This is a genomic window from Mycobacterium sp. URHB0021, from assembly GCF_054057895.1.
This window is the reverse complement of record NZ_JBSRZT010000002.1, coordinates 6,606,243-6,621,009: the sequence shown is the minus strand read 5'-3', so window position 1 is coordinate 6,621,009 and position 14,767 is coordinate 6,606,243. Positions and strand designations below refer to the sequence as shown.

Genomic DNA, 14,767 nt, shown 5'->3' with positions numbered 1-14,767 from the left:
GGTGATGATGTCCGTTGAGCTGGTCTGCTTCCACCATGCCGGTGGTGGATCGGCATCCTTTCATCCATTACGGCGGGCCTTGGCCGATATGGGAGCCAAGGCGCGAATCAGAACGGTGACGCTACCGGGTCGGGAGTCGCGGCGGGCCGAGCGACGTCATGTCGATGCCGAGGGCTGTGTTGCGGCCCTGGCCGACGAGCTCGAGACTCAGTTGACCGGGCCCCATGTCCTGCTGGGTCATAGCATGGGTGCGTTGCTGGCCTACGCCGTCGCGCAGCAACGTATCTCGCGTGGGCAACGCCCACCGGAAGCAGTTGTCGTCGCGGCTTGCCGGGCCCCACAGCGGCCTGCGCCTGTGCAGGATCTGCGGCTGATCGACGATCACCAACTGGCCACGCAGCTGGCGGCCTATGGCGGGCTGCCGACAGAGCTACTGGACCGGCCGGAATGGCTCGCTCTGCTGATGCCCACGGTGCGTGACGATCTGCGGATCGTTCAATCTTTCCGGCCGCCGGATCAGCCACCGCTGCCGTGTCCGTTGCATATCTTCGGCGGCTACCGAGATCCGCTGGTGCCCCCGGACGCGCTGGCCGCCTGGTCAACCCTGTCCACACAGCCTCACCCCGTGCGCCTGTTCTCCGGCGGCCACTTCCTGTTTCGCGCGCCGGAGCCGGCATTGGTGGCCAGGATCGCGAGTGTCGCAGCGGAGGCGTCATGGCGAAGGAGCGGATTGCGTTGAGCGTATTCACCCGCGGCATACTCGCCGCTGCAACATTGTCACCACGGCATCTGACCGCTGGGACGGTCGCCGAACCTGTGCGGCTCACCTGGCAGGAAGTCCACCAGCGAGCGGAACGGATCGGCGGTGGTCTGGCCGCGAAAGGGGTCGGCCATCATGGTTCTGTCGCCGTATTGGCATCCGATGCCGCCGAAGTCGCGCCGTTGGCACAGGCGGTGTGGCTTCGTGGTGCCGCGCTGACGGTACTTCAACAGCCGACACCGCGCACCGATCTGGCCGTGTGGCTGGCGGACACGGTCCGCGCGATCCAGCTGATCAAGGCGGACTTAATCGTTGTCGGCGAGCCGTTTCTGGCGGCACTGGATCATCTGGCGGCCCACGACTTGGCTGTCTGCACTATCGATTCGATGCGGGCCGCTGAGCCTGCCGAAATTGCCGTCGATCCCGACGACGACGATATCGCACTGCGGCAGTTGACATCTGGGTCGACCGGTGATCCGAAGGCCGTCGAGATCAGCCACGGAAACCTCGCGGCGAGCGCCATCGCGCTGCACGACGCATTGGACGCCGATGGTGACACCGACGTGTTGATGAGCTGGTTGCCGCTCTCGCACGACATGGGGATGATCGCTTTCCTGTGCGTCCCCATGCAGTTGGGTTTTGAAACCGTCATCATCTCACCGGAGCAATTCCTGAAGCGACCGCTTGTCTGGGCGGAGGTGATAGCTCGCCACCGGGCGACCATCACCTCCGGGCCGAGCTTTGCCTATTCGGTACTTGCCCGTGTCTTGAAGCTTCGGCCGGATCCAGTCGACCTAGACCTCTCGTCGCTTCGGGTGGCGGTCAACGGGGCCGAACCCATCAATCACCGCGACATCGCGGACTTCGCGGCCGTCGGGGCTCGATTCGGCATGCGGCCTACCGTTTCGATGCCGGGCTATGGGCTCGCGGAAGCGACTTTGGTCGTTTCACTGGGCTCGCCGCACGATCCCGCTGTCGTCGACGTGGTATCTCGCCGGGCGGTCACGGAGGAGCACCGTGCTCTGCCTGTCGGTGATGACTCCCAGGATCCGCAGCACGTGGTATGCGTTGGGTTACCAGTGACGGGCATGAAGGCTCGCATAACGCGGGAAGCACAAGTATTGGCGCCCAGGGAAATCGGCAATATCGAATTACGCGGCCCCACCGTAGCGAAGAACTATCTGACCACAACCGGCGTTGTGCCGCTGACCTCCGATGACGGTTGGTTCGACACCGGTGACCTCGGTTACGCCGACGAGGAAGGGCGACTGTACATCTGCGGTCGATCGAAGGATCTCATCGTGTTGTCGGGCAGGAACCTGTATCCGCAAGATATCGAGCGCGCGGCGGAAACCGTCGACGGCGTGCGAAAGGGCTGTGTAATCGCGCTGCGTGTCGATGAGGGTGGGGAGGGCTTCGCGGTGCTTGCCGAGGTGCGCAATTCGGACGACGAGGATGTGCGCCTGCGGATCAGCCGGGACATCGCCGCTCGGGTGAGCCGTCACGTCGGGCACCGCCCGCGCCATGTTCTGGTGTTCCCCGCAGGCACGTTACCGAAGACCCCGTCGGGCAAGCTGCGCCGCAGCAATGCCCGTCAATTGCTGCCGACCTGAACAGCGTTGTGCGAACAAGCCCGCTGAGGCCGATATTCGCCCGGGTGAGCCGACTCACCCGGGCGAATATCGCTAGACGGCTTCGGCCTCCACGAGGCTGTAGGGCGATGCGGTCTGCACAACACGCGCCATGCGGAACCCGGCACGCTCGAGCAGGGCTCGATATTCCGCGGCAGTACGCTCACGGCCTGCCTGGCACACCAGCATTTCCAGATCGCTCAACTGACCGAGATGTACGCGGTTGCGTTCGGGTATCACCAGTTCGATCAAGAGTATCTTGGTACCGACCTTCGTCGCCGCATGCACTTTCCGCAAAATTTCGAGCGCTTGGTCGTCATCCCAGTCATGGATCACCATTTTCAGAATGTAGATGTCGCCGCCGGTGGGAACGCTGTCGAAGAACGAACCCTCCACCACTCGGACCCGATCTTCGATTCCGTGTCGGCGCATGAGCGCCGGTGCCTCGGCGGCACCATGAGGCAGGTCATAGAGAATCCCGCGGGCCGTCGGTGTTTCGGTCAGGATGGCAGCCAGCAGCCGGCCCATTCCACCGCCGACATCCACCACCGTGCGGTACGGGTCGAACGCGTACGCGGCAAGCAGGTAGGCGATTGACGCCTCGGTGGTTTCGGCCATCGCTCTGTTGAAGGTGTCGGCGATTTCGGGCTGTCCACTGAGCCAGTCGAATGCGTCCATGCCCTCCACGACCGGGATGACTGCTTTTCCAGTTCTGATCGCATAGGCTAGATGACTCCAGTGCTCGCGATGTTCACGCGACCCGAGAGTTCGGGCGAATGCCGCTGCCGATAATGGCGCATCACTCCGTAGAGTGTTCGCCATCGAGTTCAGCTCGTAACGGCCATCCCGGCGTTGGCGGAAAATGCCGCGGCCGATCAAGGCGCGCAGCAGCCGGCGAAGCGCGTCAGGGTCCGCGTCCACCCGAGACGCAAGTTCCTCGGCTCGCAGCGGTCCGTCGGCGAGGGCATCTGCGATACCAAGCTCCACGGCAGCCGTGATCGCCTGTGCAGCCCAGGCGTTCATGATCATCTCCATCATCGCGGCGTACGGCGGGAAGGTCCGCTGATGAACCCGGAGGAGATGATGGCGCGCACGCTCGACGAACCGGACCAACTTCGCGGGTGGCACTGGAGCAGATCTCATTTTGTGTCCTTCTGATCGACTACAGGAGTCATTGGGTTTATCGGGGTTGTCAAATCTGTTGCCTGAGAACGCAACCGTCGGTGCAGATGTCGGCGCAACACACGCGCTGCGCCGAATCGGCCGGGCTCGGCGCATGGCCGGCCGGGTCTTCTCTCTGGTGGTGGTCGATGTCGGCGAGCGTTTCGTTGACGTCGAGCTCTTCGGGAGGTCCGCAGGCTTCTGCGGCTGGATGGATGGCGGGTGGGGGCATGCGCACGGCGACGTCGCCGCCATTGGGGTCGCGCAGCCACAGTGTCGTCACGCCCGCCTCTCGGGTTGCCCGATGCGGTCGCGAGCCGAGGTCCGCCAACCTGTTGAGGGTCCGATGCACAGTCGGCAGATCATCGAATGTCAGCGCGATCGCGGTGACCCCGCAGGCTTCGGGGTGATAGGCGAATGCGATCTGAGATCGCTCGATCACCAGCCGCAGGGATCGGCCGGCGATGACGGTGGTCCGGGAACTGAGAGGTCGTGGTGTGCCGTCGAGCATCGCGCCCCACCACGTCTCCATTTCCTTTGGCTGATGCGTCAGCAACCGCAGTTCGACGGGCGGTGCCGCGATAGTCATCTCTGTCCCCCTTTCGCTGGTGCCGACAAGGGCGCACCGACGACTGAGAGCACGTGCCTCAAGGACGCGGCACCCTGCCGGTCGGAGTGCAAGGCAGCGGCGATGTGGCCATCCGGACGGACAACGAGTGCGTCCGGGTCGCTACCCGCGAGACCGGTCTGGAAGACCTCGTTGGCATCTTCACAGAGCGGCACCAGCGATATCGGAAGTCCCTGTGCGGCAGCAGACCATGCGCGGTGGCCTTCCGCAGACACCATCAGTGTCAGTTCATCGTGACTGACCAGATCCAGCGTGGACGCACGTGTGTCGCGGTCGGACACCCAATGATGTGGTAACCGGCCACCGGCACGGACACACGGCGTATAGAACTGCGGGTCATCGGGTGGTGGCGGCAGCCCATCATCGATCACCGCGCCGCGCTGGTAACGCACTCCCAGGTCGCGTCCCCAGCTGCGGTAGTGCGGGCCTTGTCCGGCAATCGCGGTCGCGGCCTTCTGTCGTATCCGCCGTCCGATCCGGCCGCGCGACTGGGCCAGCCGAAGTCGTTGATAGGCCAGACTTGTCAGCCCTCGGAAGAGCGCCCGGCTTGGTCGCCGCGGAATCCATTGCGGAACAGCGCTGATGACGCCTGGGAGTAGGCGTACCGCCCGCCGCGGTATCCCCAGTGCCGCCACCACTTCGAAGAGTCCCTCAAGATTTGCCACCGAGTCGGCGGTCGCGGCGGCGCCGACTGGACGGCGTTCCTGCTCATAGGTATTCAGTAGCGTCTCATCGGCACGACCGTGGATCACCCACGCCAGCTTCCAGGCAAGGTTGTGCACATCTGCGGCGCCGGTGTTGAGACCCAGACCACCGGTGGGAGGGAATCGATGGGTCGCATCGCCTGCCAGGAATATTCTGCCCGCCCGGTACCTGGTGGCGACTTGGGCGTGCATTGCCCATGACTGGATCGACTTGATCTCGATATCGACTGCCGCACCGACGGCGTCGACGATCCGGCTGCGGCAGACCTCGGGCGAAAAGTCGTCCAACGACTCCAATGGTGGAAAATAAGGGATTTGAAACACCAGGTCATGTGGCGAGTGGTGCACGATGACGGTGCCGAGCCCCTTGGCCGTGTGAGTCCAGATAACCGGCCCCCGACGGTGATGGCGGAACGGTTCGAGATCCGCGGAGAAATGCACGCTGATCATGTGCTGGAGGGCGGGACCGTCCATCGTGATCCCCAGTGCCTGGCGTATTGCGCTGGCTGCGCCGTCCGCGGCGATGACATAGCCGGCGGTGAGTGTCCGGCGTGCACGTGTGCTGTCGGCGATCGTGATCGAAACACCGTGTGCGCCATCGGTGTGGGACTGATACCGCCACCCGGTACGGAGATCGATCCGCGCATGGCCACGCAGGTACTTCCACAGCAACGGTTCGAGCACGTTCTGCGGCAGGTGCGCACTGCGGGTCGGGCTGACCGATTCAATCGCGTCCATCTGCTTGTCGGGCAGGTCGGCGAGTGCCACGCGCCCGAGTTCGGGACCGGCCAACGTGGTGCAGTACGCGATGCAGCGCAGTTCGTGGTGCGGGGCGCTGAGCCGGCGGATGTCGCGTTCGAGTCCGATTTCGCGCCAGATCTCCAGCGACCGGGTCGAGAGCACATGCGCGGCGGGGTGGCGCTGCGGCTCCCGGCGTGCTTCGACCACAATGCAGTGCAGGCCGTAGCCGGCCAGGAGCAGGGCTGCCGTGGCGCCCACCGGCCCGGCGCCGACAACGATGACATCACACGTGTCACTCACGATGACCCTCGAAGTGCGGCGTGTGGTCATCCGCCATCTGATCGGGTCCCTCGGTGAGCCCGATGCGTTGGTGGAGCCGGGCCAGCGGGGCAGGTGCCCACCAATTGGCTCGGCCGAGCAATCGCATGAGGGCGGGCAGCAGCAGCGTACGAACGACCGTGGCATCGACCAGCACCGCGATGGCGAGGCCGAGTCCGAACATCTTCACGAACGAAACCTGCGCGGTCAGAAGGGCGGCGAAGGAAATCGTCATCAGCAGCGCCGCGGCAGTGACCACGCGTCCTGTCCTGGCGAGGCCCCGGGCGACGCTTTCGTCACTGTTATGCACGGTGCGGTCTGAGTCCAGCCAGTATTCGCGAATCCGCGACAAGAGGAATACTTCGTAGTCCATCGAAAGGCCGAACGAGACGCAGAACATCAGCACCGGCAGGTTGGCCACCAGCGTCCCGGTCGCGGTGGTGCCCAGAGCGCCGAGGTGACCGTCCTGAAACACCCAGACCAGGGCTCCGAACGTGGCGGTCAGCGAAAAGATATTCAGTACCAGCGCTTTCAGCGGAAGAACGATGCTACCGGTGATCAGGAACAGCACTACGAAGGTGATAACCGCGATCACAGCAAGGACTATCGGGAGCCGCGATGTGATGGAGGCGACGCTGTCGACGCTGTTCTGCGCCACACCTGCGAGGAGGACGGGCTGGCCGGCAGGCCCTGGCACGGCATGAAGCGCCCGGAGCTGGTTGTTCGAGGCATCGGAGAACAGCGCGGCACGGCTCTGCACGGTGAGAAACGCCGAGTCATCGGCGAAGGCGGTAGGCGCTGTCGGTGGTCCGGTCAGACGACCGTCCACGAATGCGCCGGCCGGTGATGAGACCGTGGCCACGTCTGGCACCAGGGATAGCTGTGCGGCATAGGCACTCAGCTCTGGGCCGGCGGCCGAGATCTTGGGGATGACGACGGTGACATTGCTCACCGGGTTCACCGCGAACTCGGTGCGCGTCAGATCACCCACTTGCCGCGAACTCGCCGTGGGCGGCATCACGCGGTCATCTGGAAAACCCCATCTGACGCCGAGGAATGGAGCCCCGATCAGGAGCAGCAGCGCGATGAGCGTCACGCTGACCACGACGGCGTGGCGCATGACGAAGTGAGTGGTCCGGTACCAGTACGAGCGCTCCATGGGCTGCGTTGTCGGAGCGGGCGGCCTGCGCAGGGCTCGCCGGGCGAGGCTGCGGACATCGAATGAGTCCAATCGTGGTCCCAGCAATGCGATCGCGGCGGGCGCGATGACGATGGCGGCGGCGGCGGCAAAAAGGACCGCCGCGACCCCGGCAAAGGCGAAGGACCTCAAGAAGAAATTGGGGAAGAGGATCATTGCGGTCATCGCGAGTGCGACGGTCATGGCAGAGAAGGCAACTGTGCGACCAGCGGTGTTCATCGCCCGCACCAGCGCCTGATTCGGTGCTGCGCCGTCAGCGATCTCGTCGCGGTATCGGCTGACGATGAGCAGCGAATAGTCCACTGCCAGAGCCAAAGCCAGGGCAACGGTGAGATTCAGGGCGAAAACCGACACATCGGTGAAGAGCGTCACGATCCGAATCACGGCAAGGGAACCCAGGACTGCGAACAGGCCGATCATGATCGGAAGGGCGGCGGCGAACAACCCGCCGAACACCCACACCAACGCGACGAAGCTGACAGGAATCGCGATCGATTCCATCAAGACCAGGTCACGCTCGGTCTGTTCGAAAGTCTCGGAGTAGGTCAACGCGCCGCCGGCCCGAACGACCACGCCGGTGCGTTCAGGCGGGAACTGGTCGACCAGTCGGCGGGCAATCTTGGCGTAGTCAGCGTCACTGCCCCGCAGTCCGGCCATGATGAGGCCTGTCTTGCCGTCGGTGCTCGTGAGAGTCGGAGCGGCGGCAGGCGGCGCGGTCCACAGCGAGGTCACACCGATGACGTCAACGGATCTTTGCAACCCGGCGAGGATTTCGGTGGCGGTCTCGGTCGCGCCCGGGCTGCGGGCTCCCGCGTCGGCGGTCACTGTGATGAGCAACTGCACGGGACTCTGATTGAATTTGCTGACCAGAATGTCGGCCGCCCTTGCCGACTCTGAGGCCGGATCGGTGAATCCGCCAGAAGAGAGGCTCTTGGTGACGGGCACACCGAATATCGTGCAGGCAACCATCACAAGTACCGCGATTCCGATGATTCGCTTCGGCGCCGCCGCCGCAGCCAGCGCGATGCGGTGCAGCGCCGTGCCCGCATGCGGGGCGGAATGTTGCACCGAACCGTCGGCGATGCTACGCGGCGAGGCTTTCACCTTCGACGATCGACTGCCGGGGACGGAGAGCCAGACGTCACTGCCGCGAAAGTGCGCAGCGCGACACCTCGACGCTCTCCCCAATGTTGACGACGGCGCCGCGGATTTGCTTGCGGCAGCGTTCGCCCAGGGTCGGTTGCGCCATGTCTCACACCAGTTGTTACGTATGAGTGGTGGCACGTGGTTCAACTGGACGCGAGAACTGTGGCGCAGCCAACACGGCGTAGCCAACGGCGTAGATCATCAAAACCTTTTGGGATGAGTGAATTCGCGAGCAAGATATCCGGCAATTCGGGGGAGATAGCTGGACGGCGAACCATCCGATCACCTGCCAATGTTCTGGGAAACGCCATGGAAAGAGCGCGAAGGAATGTCGCTGAGGCGCATCTCACCAGTGCACACCCGGCAGCAGCCGATTGTCGCGCTTGACGGGTCGGGGGACGCGGAGGGATGGCACGGCGCGCCATGGCCGCTTGGGCCGTCGTGCCGGGGTGACGTTCAATGTGGCATCGGATGAATTGCCCCGCGCCGCAGCCGAATACGGGTAGCCGAGGTAGAGCTGATGCAACGCCCGCCGAGACAGTATCGGCGTGAAGTAGTTCCCGAAATCTGCGATCCTGCCGAGGGGGTGTCGATCCGCGCAGGCTTTTCCACCAAGCCGCGCACGACCATCGCCGCAGCATGCCCGGCGTTGATCGGCGGGACGGGATTCAAGCGCCGCGACGGTGCGATCATCGGCGTACGCATGAGCGGCACGTGGATGTTGGTGAACGTGATGTGATCCGAGAGCGTCTCCGTCGACACCACATCGGAGAACGCGTCGAGCACGACCTTCGTCGGCAGGAACGAGCTGTATCGGGTTGCGCGCCTGCAACCCGGCGCTGGACACGTTGACCACATGGCCGAATCCGGCATTCCCGTCAGTGCGGCAGCAACGCCACTATCATGCGCACGGCGTCGAAATAGTTGACCGCCATCACCCGCTCGTAGTCGTGCAGCCGATCGGTGGAGGCGAACACCGACCGGCGGATGGACCGGCCCGCGTTGTTGACCAGGTAATCGACGTGACTGAACCGGCCCAGGATGTCCTTGACCGTGTGTTCCACCGATGCGGAGTCGGTGACGTCACACGTGAACGCATATCCCTGCCGGCCGGCCGCACGAATCTCGGCTGTCAGCTCGTCGCGCGCATCGGCATTGCGCGTCAATGCGAAAATTGTCGCCACCGTGTGCTGCGACCGCGATCGCCGATGCCCGGCCTATGCCGCTGGAGGCACCCTTGATGATCACGTGCCTGCCGACCAGCGCACCGGCCGGATCGTCGCGCCCGGCCCGGTCCGGATCAAGGTGTTCGGCGCAGTACTTCCGCAGCATCGAGGCGTAGCCTGCAAAGTCCGGTACGGCTAACCCGTACCGCGCAACGCTTCTGCCGCATTGTCAGCGGTTAAGGTGGGGATCAGATCCACCACATCGGGATCTGGGCCGGAACGCCCACCTGGGTGGCCGCCATGTCGCGGAACACTCTGGCACGCCCGGTGATCTTCGGGAGCGGCGCCGCAGCGGAGCGAGGCACGGAGCCGCGCAGCTGCGGCAGCCCGGGCGCTCTCGCGATACCGCGGTAGATGCCGCGCAGTCCAATGGTTTTCGGCGCGGCGAGGTGGAAGGTCTGACCGTCGCGCCCGTCGGCGTGCATGAACTCCACGAGGGCGTCGGCGACATAGTCGACCGGAACGATGTTGGTGCGTCCGGTGTCCGGCAGCACCATCGGCGTCAATGACGGCAATCGCCGGAGCTCGGCCGGGACGCCGAAGAAGTAGTAGGGGCCCTCGATCTTGTCCACCTCGCCGGTGGGAATCCCCGACCACGACCGAAGGTCGGGATACCCGGTACCGCAGCCCGTGTGCCGAGCGGACCAGCAATTCGGCTTCGAACTTGGTCTGGTGATATGGCGTCGGAAGATCCTGGGCGACGTCGAAATCGTCTTCGGTGCACTCGCCGCGGTAGGTGCCGGCCACGGCGATCGACGACAGATGGTGCAGCGTCGCGTCCAATGGTTTCGCGCGTCGCCCCAGGCCCGGCCACCGTCGGCCGCCAGCCACTCGAACGTCGCCAGCGACGTCCGCCGGACCAGGACCCACACCTCGGCAGCATCGTCGCGGGCCAAGATACGTGAGGCGCCCGATCAACCCGGTACCGCCGGTAACGACATAGCGCATGCGCGCCATGGTGCCCCTGCCAGGTCAAAGATCAACCGGCGCCAGCTATCGTCCGTCTCAGCGACGAAGGGAACATCAATGCCGATCGATCCGAACGCCATCGGCGCGAAGACGGAACCGCACCTGTTCGAGTGGGCCGACCGCGACACGTTGCTCTACGCGCTCGGCGTCGGTGCCGGAACCCGAGATCTGGCCTTCACCACCGAGAACAGCCACGACGTCAAGCAGCAGGTACTCCCGACCTATGCGGTCATCGCGTGCCTACCCTTCGCCGCGGCCGGCAAGATCGGCACCTTCAATTTCGCCATGCTCCTGCACGGATCCCAGGAGATCCGGCTGTTCCAACCACTGCCCGCAGCAGGCAAGCTCAGTGTCGTCGCCGAGGTCGCCGACATCCAGGACAAGGGCGAGGGCAAGAACGCGATTGTCATGTTGAAGGCCACCGGCACCGATCCGGATACCTCCGCGGTGGTCGCCGAGACGCTGACCACCACCGTCATCCGCGGCGAAGGCGGCTTCGGCGGGCAGCCGGGGCAGCGGCCGGTGGCCCCCGGGATTCCCGAACGCGAACCCGATGCCCGGGTGGCGTTGCCCACCCGCGAGGACCAGGCACTGATCTACCGTCTGTCGGGCGACCGAAATCCGCTGCACAGCGACCCGTGGTTCGCGCAGAATCTGGCCGGCTTTCCAAAGCCAATACTTCACGGGCTGTGCACATATGGGGTCGCGGGCCGTGCGTTGGTGAGCGAACTCGGCGGTGGTGACGCGACGAAGGTCAGCGCCATCGGCGCCCGGTTCACGTCGCCGGTCTTCCCCGGCGAGACGCTGACCACGTCGATTTGGCGCACCGACGCCGGACGCGCGGTGTTCAGAACCGAGGCGGCCGAGCGCGACGGGTCGAACACCCGGCTCGTGCTCGAGGATGGCACGGCCGAGTACGGCGACTGATCGCGTCGTGGTTGGGCCGATTTGGTTCAACCGCCGATGCGCACCGGTTCTGATTGACAGGATGTGCCCAGGAACGTCTGCACGGCGTGGTGCGAGATGGGCGGTGGTTCGGCTATGAAGTTGGTCGTTGGGTATCTGGCAACTCCCGGTGGCGCAGACGCGATGGCACTCGCGACGCGTCTGGCCCGGACGCTCGGGGCAGAACTCGAGGTGTCCATCATCCTGCACCCGGACAGTGCGCTGCCCTCCCTCGTCACCACCGGTGGCTATGAGGAAGTGCTCGCCGAGCAGGGGGAGAAGTGGCTCGCCGAGGCACTCGCGTCGGTGCCCGACGATGTCATCGCACGCAGCCGCGTGAGCTTCAACGACTCGTTCGCCGACGGACTGATCGGTGAGGTGTCGCGGGTCGAGGCCGATCTCATCGTCGTGGGCGGGTCGGGAGGCGGTTTGGCCGGCAGCTACTCACTGGGTTCCGTCGTCAACGAGCTGCTGCATTCGGCCCCGGTGCCCGTGGTGGTGGCGCCCCGCGGTACCCGCAACTCCACGGTGGAGCGGGTCCGGGAGGTGACCTGTGCCATCGGGCAACGGCCGGGGGCGGACCTGTTGCTCGACACGGCCGTGCGGTTCAGCAGGGCGGCGGGCACGCCGCTGCGATTGGTGTCGCTGGTCGCGCTGGACCCGACATTCGGTGCGTTGCGTGGCGACAGCGAAGCCGTGCACGAGCGCGCCATCGCGCACGCCGAACGTGCGCTCGAAACCGCGAAAACCGCTCTTCCGGAGGGGGCTGCCGTCACCTCGATGATCGGCGACGGCGACACGGTGGAGGATGCGGCGAGCAAGCTCGAGTGGCACGACGGTGATCTGATCATGGTCGGGTCCAGCCGTCTCGGTGCGCCCCGGCGACTGTTCCTCGGTTCGACCGCGGCCAAAATGCTGCGCGTGCTCGAGGTGCCGATGATGGTCGTACCGAGAGACCAGATCGCCATGGAGGACCTGCCGTGAGCGATACCGCGGACAAACCGTCCGTGGTCACCGAAGAATCGGGTCTCGTCTCGAAGGGACTCGCCACAGGCAAGGTCGGTACATTCTCCGGTGCGGTGCTTGGCATTTCGTCTGTTGCGCCGGGATACACGCTCACCGCCAGCATCGGCCTCATCGTCGCCGCGGTGGGTCTGAAGATGCCCGCGATCCTGATCGCGGGCTTCATCCCGATGTTCCTCACCGCCTACGCGTATCGGGAGTTGAACTCACGCGCCCCCGACTGCGGCGCGTCATTCACGTGGTCCACCAAGGCATTCGGGCCCTACGTCGGCTGGATGTGCGGGTGGGGCATGGTGGTCGCCACCATCATCGTGTTGTCCAATCTGGCGGCAATCGCGGTCGAGTTCTTCTATCTGTTCATCGCGCGGATCGTCGACAACCCCGATATCGCCGACCTCGCGGCCAACAAGCGGGTGAACATCGTCACCACTCTGGTGTTCATCGCGATCGCCACGGCGATCGCCAGCCGCGGCATCACCACCAGCGAGCGGGTGCAGTACGTGCTGGTCGGTTTCCAGATGACCATACTGGTCGCATTCGCGGTGGTGGCGCTGCTGCACGTCGGTCGCGGGGACGCGCCGGCCGGGCTGAGCTTCGATCTGGACTGGTTCAATCCGTTCACCGGGCTTACGCTGAGCGCCTTCGTGATTGGAGTGACTGGCTCGATATTCGCCTTCTGGGGCTGGGACACCTGTTTGACACTCGGCGAGGAATCCAAGGACCCGACGAAGGTGCCCGGTCGCGCCGGACTGCTGTGTGTGATGTCCATCCTGCTCACCTATCTGCTGGTGGCCGTCGCGGTGATGATGTACGCCGGCGTCGGGGACGCCGATCTCGGCTTGGGCAACGAGGAGAACGCGGACAACGTCTTCGGCGCCATGGCAGATCCGGTGTTGGGCACATGGGCTGGACCGTTGCTATTCCTGGCGGTGTTGGCGTCCTCGGTGGCCAGCCTGCAGACCACCTTCCTGCCGGCCGCCCGCGCCATGCTGGCCATGGGTGCCTACGGCGCGTTTCCCGAGAAGTTCGCAAAAGTCAGCCCGCGTTACCTGGTGCCCACGTATTCCACCATCGTCGCGGGCGTGGTCACCGGGGTCTTCTACACGGTGGTGAGCCTGCTGTCGGAGAAGGTACTTTTGGATACCATTGCCGCGCTTGGCATCATGATCTGCTGGTACTACGGCATCACGGCCTTCGCCTGTGTCTGGTTCTTCCGCCGGGAGCTGTTCAGCAGCGTTCACAACGTGGTGTTCAAGTTCCTGTTCCCGTTGCTCGGCGGCATCATGCTGGCACTCGTCTTCGTGATCTCGGTGAGCGAGAGCATGAACCCCGAAAATGCCAGCGGCGGATCAATCTTCGGGATCGGCCTGGTGTTCTACATGGGCTTCGGCATCCTGCTGCTGGGCGCGACACTGATGGTGATCTGGCGCGTCCGCAGTCCGGGTTTCTTCGAGGGCAGGACGCTCGCCCGCACCAGATCGGACCAGGCGCCGGTCGGATAGCTCACCAGGTTTGTTCGGCCGCCCTGACCAGCATTTCGTTGACGGCGACGCGCCGGTCCCGGGTGACCATGTACACCACGGCGTCGGCGATGTCGCTGGGTTCGAGTTTCACCATGCCCGCGGTCCGCTCGTCGAGGGCGGCGCGGTCCTGGGCGGGCAATGCGGTGGTGATCTCCGTTTGGACCGTGCCGGGTTCCACCAGGCCGACCCGGACGCGCTGGCCGAGCAGTTCCTGGCGAACCGACTCGGAGAACGCACCGATGCCGAATTTCGTCAGGGCGTACACCGCGTTTCCGGGTCGCGCGACCCGGCCGGCTGTCGAGCTGATGTTCACGATGTCGGCCACCCGACGGGGTGAATCGCTGGCCGCCTTGATGAGGTGCGGCAGCGACGCCCGGGTGACATAGAGCAGTCCCTGGACATTGACCGACACCATGGCATCCCAGTCCGCCGGATCGGCTTCGGCAGCCGGCCCGATCCGCATCAGCCCGGCGTTGTTGACCACGGTGTCGAGCCGGCCCAGTTCGGCGACCACGCGCTGGACGGCATCGTCGGCCTGTGCGCGGTCGGCGACATCGGCGTCGACAGCAAGGGCGGCGCCGCCCGAGGCTTCGATGCGGCCCGTGAGCTGGTCGAGTCGGTCGCGGCGGCGGGCCACCAGCGCGACGGTCGCGCCCTGGTCGGCGAGCGCGAGCGCGGTTGCCTCGCCGATCCCGCTGCTGGCACCCGTGACGAGGGCGACTGTTCCGTCGAGTTTTCGGTTCATGCTCACATCTTGCGCACTGAAGCTGAGCGAACAGTCGTTCGACTCGGAG

At 65.0% G+C, this 14,767-nt stretch carries 10 protein-coding genes and 1 pseudogene; 5 read left to right on the top strand and 6 right to left on the bottom strand.

Going from position 1 to position 14,767, the window contains the following annotated elements:
- Nucleotides 1-4 precede the first annotated feature (4 nt).
- Both ACVWWN_RS34660 and ACVWWN_RS34655 read left to right on the top strand, forming a co-directional pair.
- The gene (locus ACVWWN_RS34660; protein WP_457147885.1) at nucleotides 5-739 is read left to right on the top strand and encodes a thioesterase II family protein; all 735 of its coding nucleotides are present in this window, start codon (nucleotides 5-7) and stop codon (nucleotides 737-739) included.
- Nucleotides 715-2,373: a fatty acyl-AMP ligase gene (locus ACVWWN_RS34655; protein ID WP_457147884.1), complete on the top strand. Its 1,659-nt coding sequence runs from the start codon at nucleotides 715-717 to the stop codon at nucleotides 2,371-2,373. Before ACVWWN_RS34660 ends, ACVWWN_RS34655 begins: the two co-directional genes overlap by 25 nt.
- A gap of 72 nt (nucleotides 2,374-2,445) precedes the next feature.
- On the opposite strand, the gene ACVWWN_RS34650 is transcribed toward ACVWWN_RS34655, so the two are convergent.
- The 5 genes and pseudogenes from ACVWWN_RS34650 to ACVWWN_RS34630 all read right to left on the bottom strand — a co-directional run bounded on the left by ACVWWN_RS34650 (nucleotide 2,446) and on the right by ACVWWN_RS34630 (nucleotide 10,461).
- Nucleotides 2,446-3,534, bottom strand: coding sequence for a methyltransferase (locus tag ACVWWN_RS34650; RefSeq protein ID WP_457147883.1), 1,089 nt, complete (start codon nucleotides 3,532-3,534; stop codon nucleotides 2,446-2,448).
- Between the two features lie 49 nt (nucleotides 3,535-3,583).
- Nucleotides 3,584-4,141, bottom strand: coding sequence for a hypothetical protein (locus ACVWWN_RS34645; RefSeq protein ID WP_457147882.1), 558 nt, complete (start codon nucleotides 4,139-4,141; stop codon nucleotides 3,584-3,586).
- Nucleotides 4,138-5,925 (bottom strand): FAD-dependent monooxygenase, encoded by a 1,788-nt coding sequence (locus ACVWWN_RS34640; protein WP_457147881.1) that lies wholly within the window; start codon nucleotides 5,923-5,925, stop codon nucleotides 4,138-4,140. Before ACVWWN_RS34640 ends, ACVWWN_RS34645 begins: the two co-directional genes overlap by 4 nt.
- Nucleotides 5,918-8,209 carry an MMPL family transporter gene (locus ACVWWN_RS34635; protein WP_457149394.1) on the bottom strand — a complete coding sequence of 764 codons (2,292 nt, stop codon included), beginning with the start codon at nucleotides 8,207-8,209 and terminating at the stop codon, nucleotides 5,918-5,920. Before ACVWWN_RS34635 ends, ACVWWN_RS34640 begins: the two co-directional genes overlap by 8 nt.
- A 424-nt stretch (nucleotides 8,210-8,633) precedes the next feature.
- Nucleotides 8,634-10,461 (bottom strand): annotated as a pseudogene (locus tag ACVWWN_RS34630) (SDR family oxidoreductase).
- Nucleotides 10,462-10,539: 78 nt separating this feature from the next.
- Here ACVWWN_RS34630 and ACVWWN_RS34625 point away from each other — a divergent pair.
- The 3 genes from ACVWWN_RS34625 (at nucleotide 10,540) to ACVWWN_RS34615 (ending at nucleotide 13,952) form a co-directional block, all read left to right on the top strand.
- Nucleotides 10,540-11,409, top strand: coding sequence for a MaoC/PaaZ C-terminal domain-containing protein (locus ACVWWN_RS34625; RefSeq protein WP_457147880.1), 870 nt, complete (start codon nucleotides 10,540-10,542; stop codon nucleotides 11,407-11,409).
- A gap of 114 nt (nucleotides 11,410-11,523) precedes the next feature.
- Nucleotides 11,524-12,411, top strand: a complete 888-nt coding sequence (locus tag ACVWWN_RS34620; RefSeq protein ID WP_457147879.1) for a universal stress protein — start codon at nucleotides 11,524-11,526, stop codon at nucleotides 12,409-12,411.
- Complete coding sequence (locus ACVWWN_RS34615; RefSeq protein WP_457147878.1) at nucleotides 12,408-13,952, top strand: APC family permease; 1,545 nt, start codon at nucleotides 12,408-12,410, stop codon at nucleotides 13,950-13,952. Before ACVWWN_RS34620 ends, ACVWWN_RS34615 begins: the two co-directional genes overlap by 4 nt.
- 1 nt (nucleotide 13,953) lies before the next feature.
- Here the strand turns inward: ACVWWN_RS34615 and ACVWWN_RS34610 are convergent, their stop codons facing one another.
- Nucleotides 13,954-14,718, bottom strand: coding sequence for an SDR family NAD(P)-dependent oxidoreductase (locus ACVWWN_RS34610; RefSeq protein ID WP_457147877.1), 765 nt, complete (start codon nucleotides 14,716-14,718; stop codon nucleotides 13,954-13,956).
- Between the last annotated feature and the right edge of the window lie 49 nt (nucleotides 14,719-14,767).

Bases quoted from the DNA above. Each gene is read 5' to 3' on its own strand.
- ACVWWN_RS34645 (WP_457147882.1), bottom strand. From the start codon at position 4,141: ATGACTATCGCGGCACCGCCCGTCGAACTGCGGTTGCTGACGCATCAG.
- ACVWWN_RS34610 (WP_457147877.1), bottom strand. From the start codon at position 14,718: ATGAACCGAAAACTCGACGGAACAGTCGCCCTCGTCACGGGTGCCAGC.
- ACVWWN_RS34655 (WP_457147884.1), top strand. From the start codon at position 715: ATGGCGAAGGAGCGGATTGCGTTGAGCGTATTCACCCGCGGCATACTC.
- ACVWWN_RS34625 (WP_457147880.1), top strand. From the start codon at position 10,540: ATGCCGATCGATCCGAACGCCATCGGCGCGAAGACGGAACCGCACCTG.
- ACVWWN_RS34660 (WP_457147885.1), top strand. From the start codon at position 5: ATGATGTCCGTTGAGCTGGTCTGCTTCCACCATGCCGGTGGTGGATCG.
- ACVWWN_RS34650 (WP_457147883.1), bottom strand. From the start codon at position 3,534: ATGAGATCTGCTCCAGTGCCACCCGCGAAGTTGGTCCGGTTCGTCGAG.
- ACVWWN_RS34620 (WP_457147879.1), top strand. From the start codon at position 11,524: ATGAAGTTGGTCGTTGGGTATCTGGCAACTCCCGGTGGCGCAGACGCG.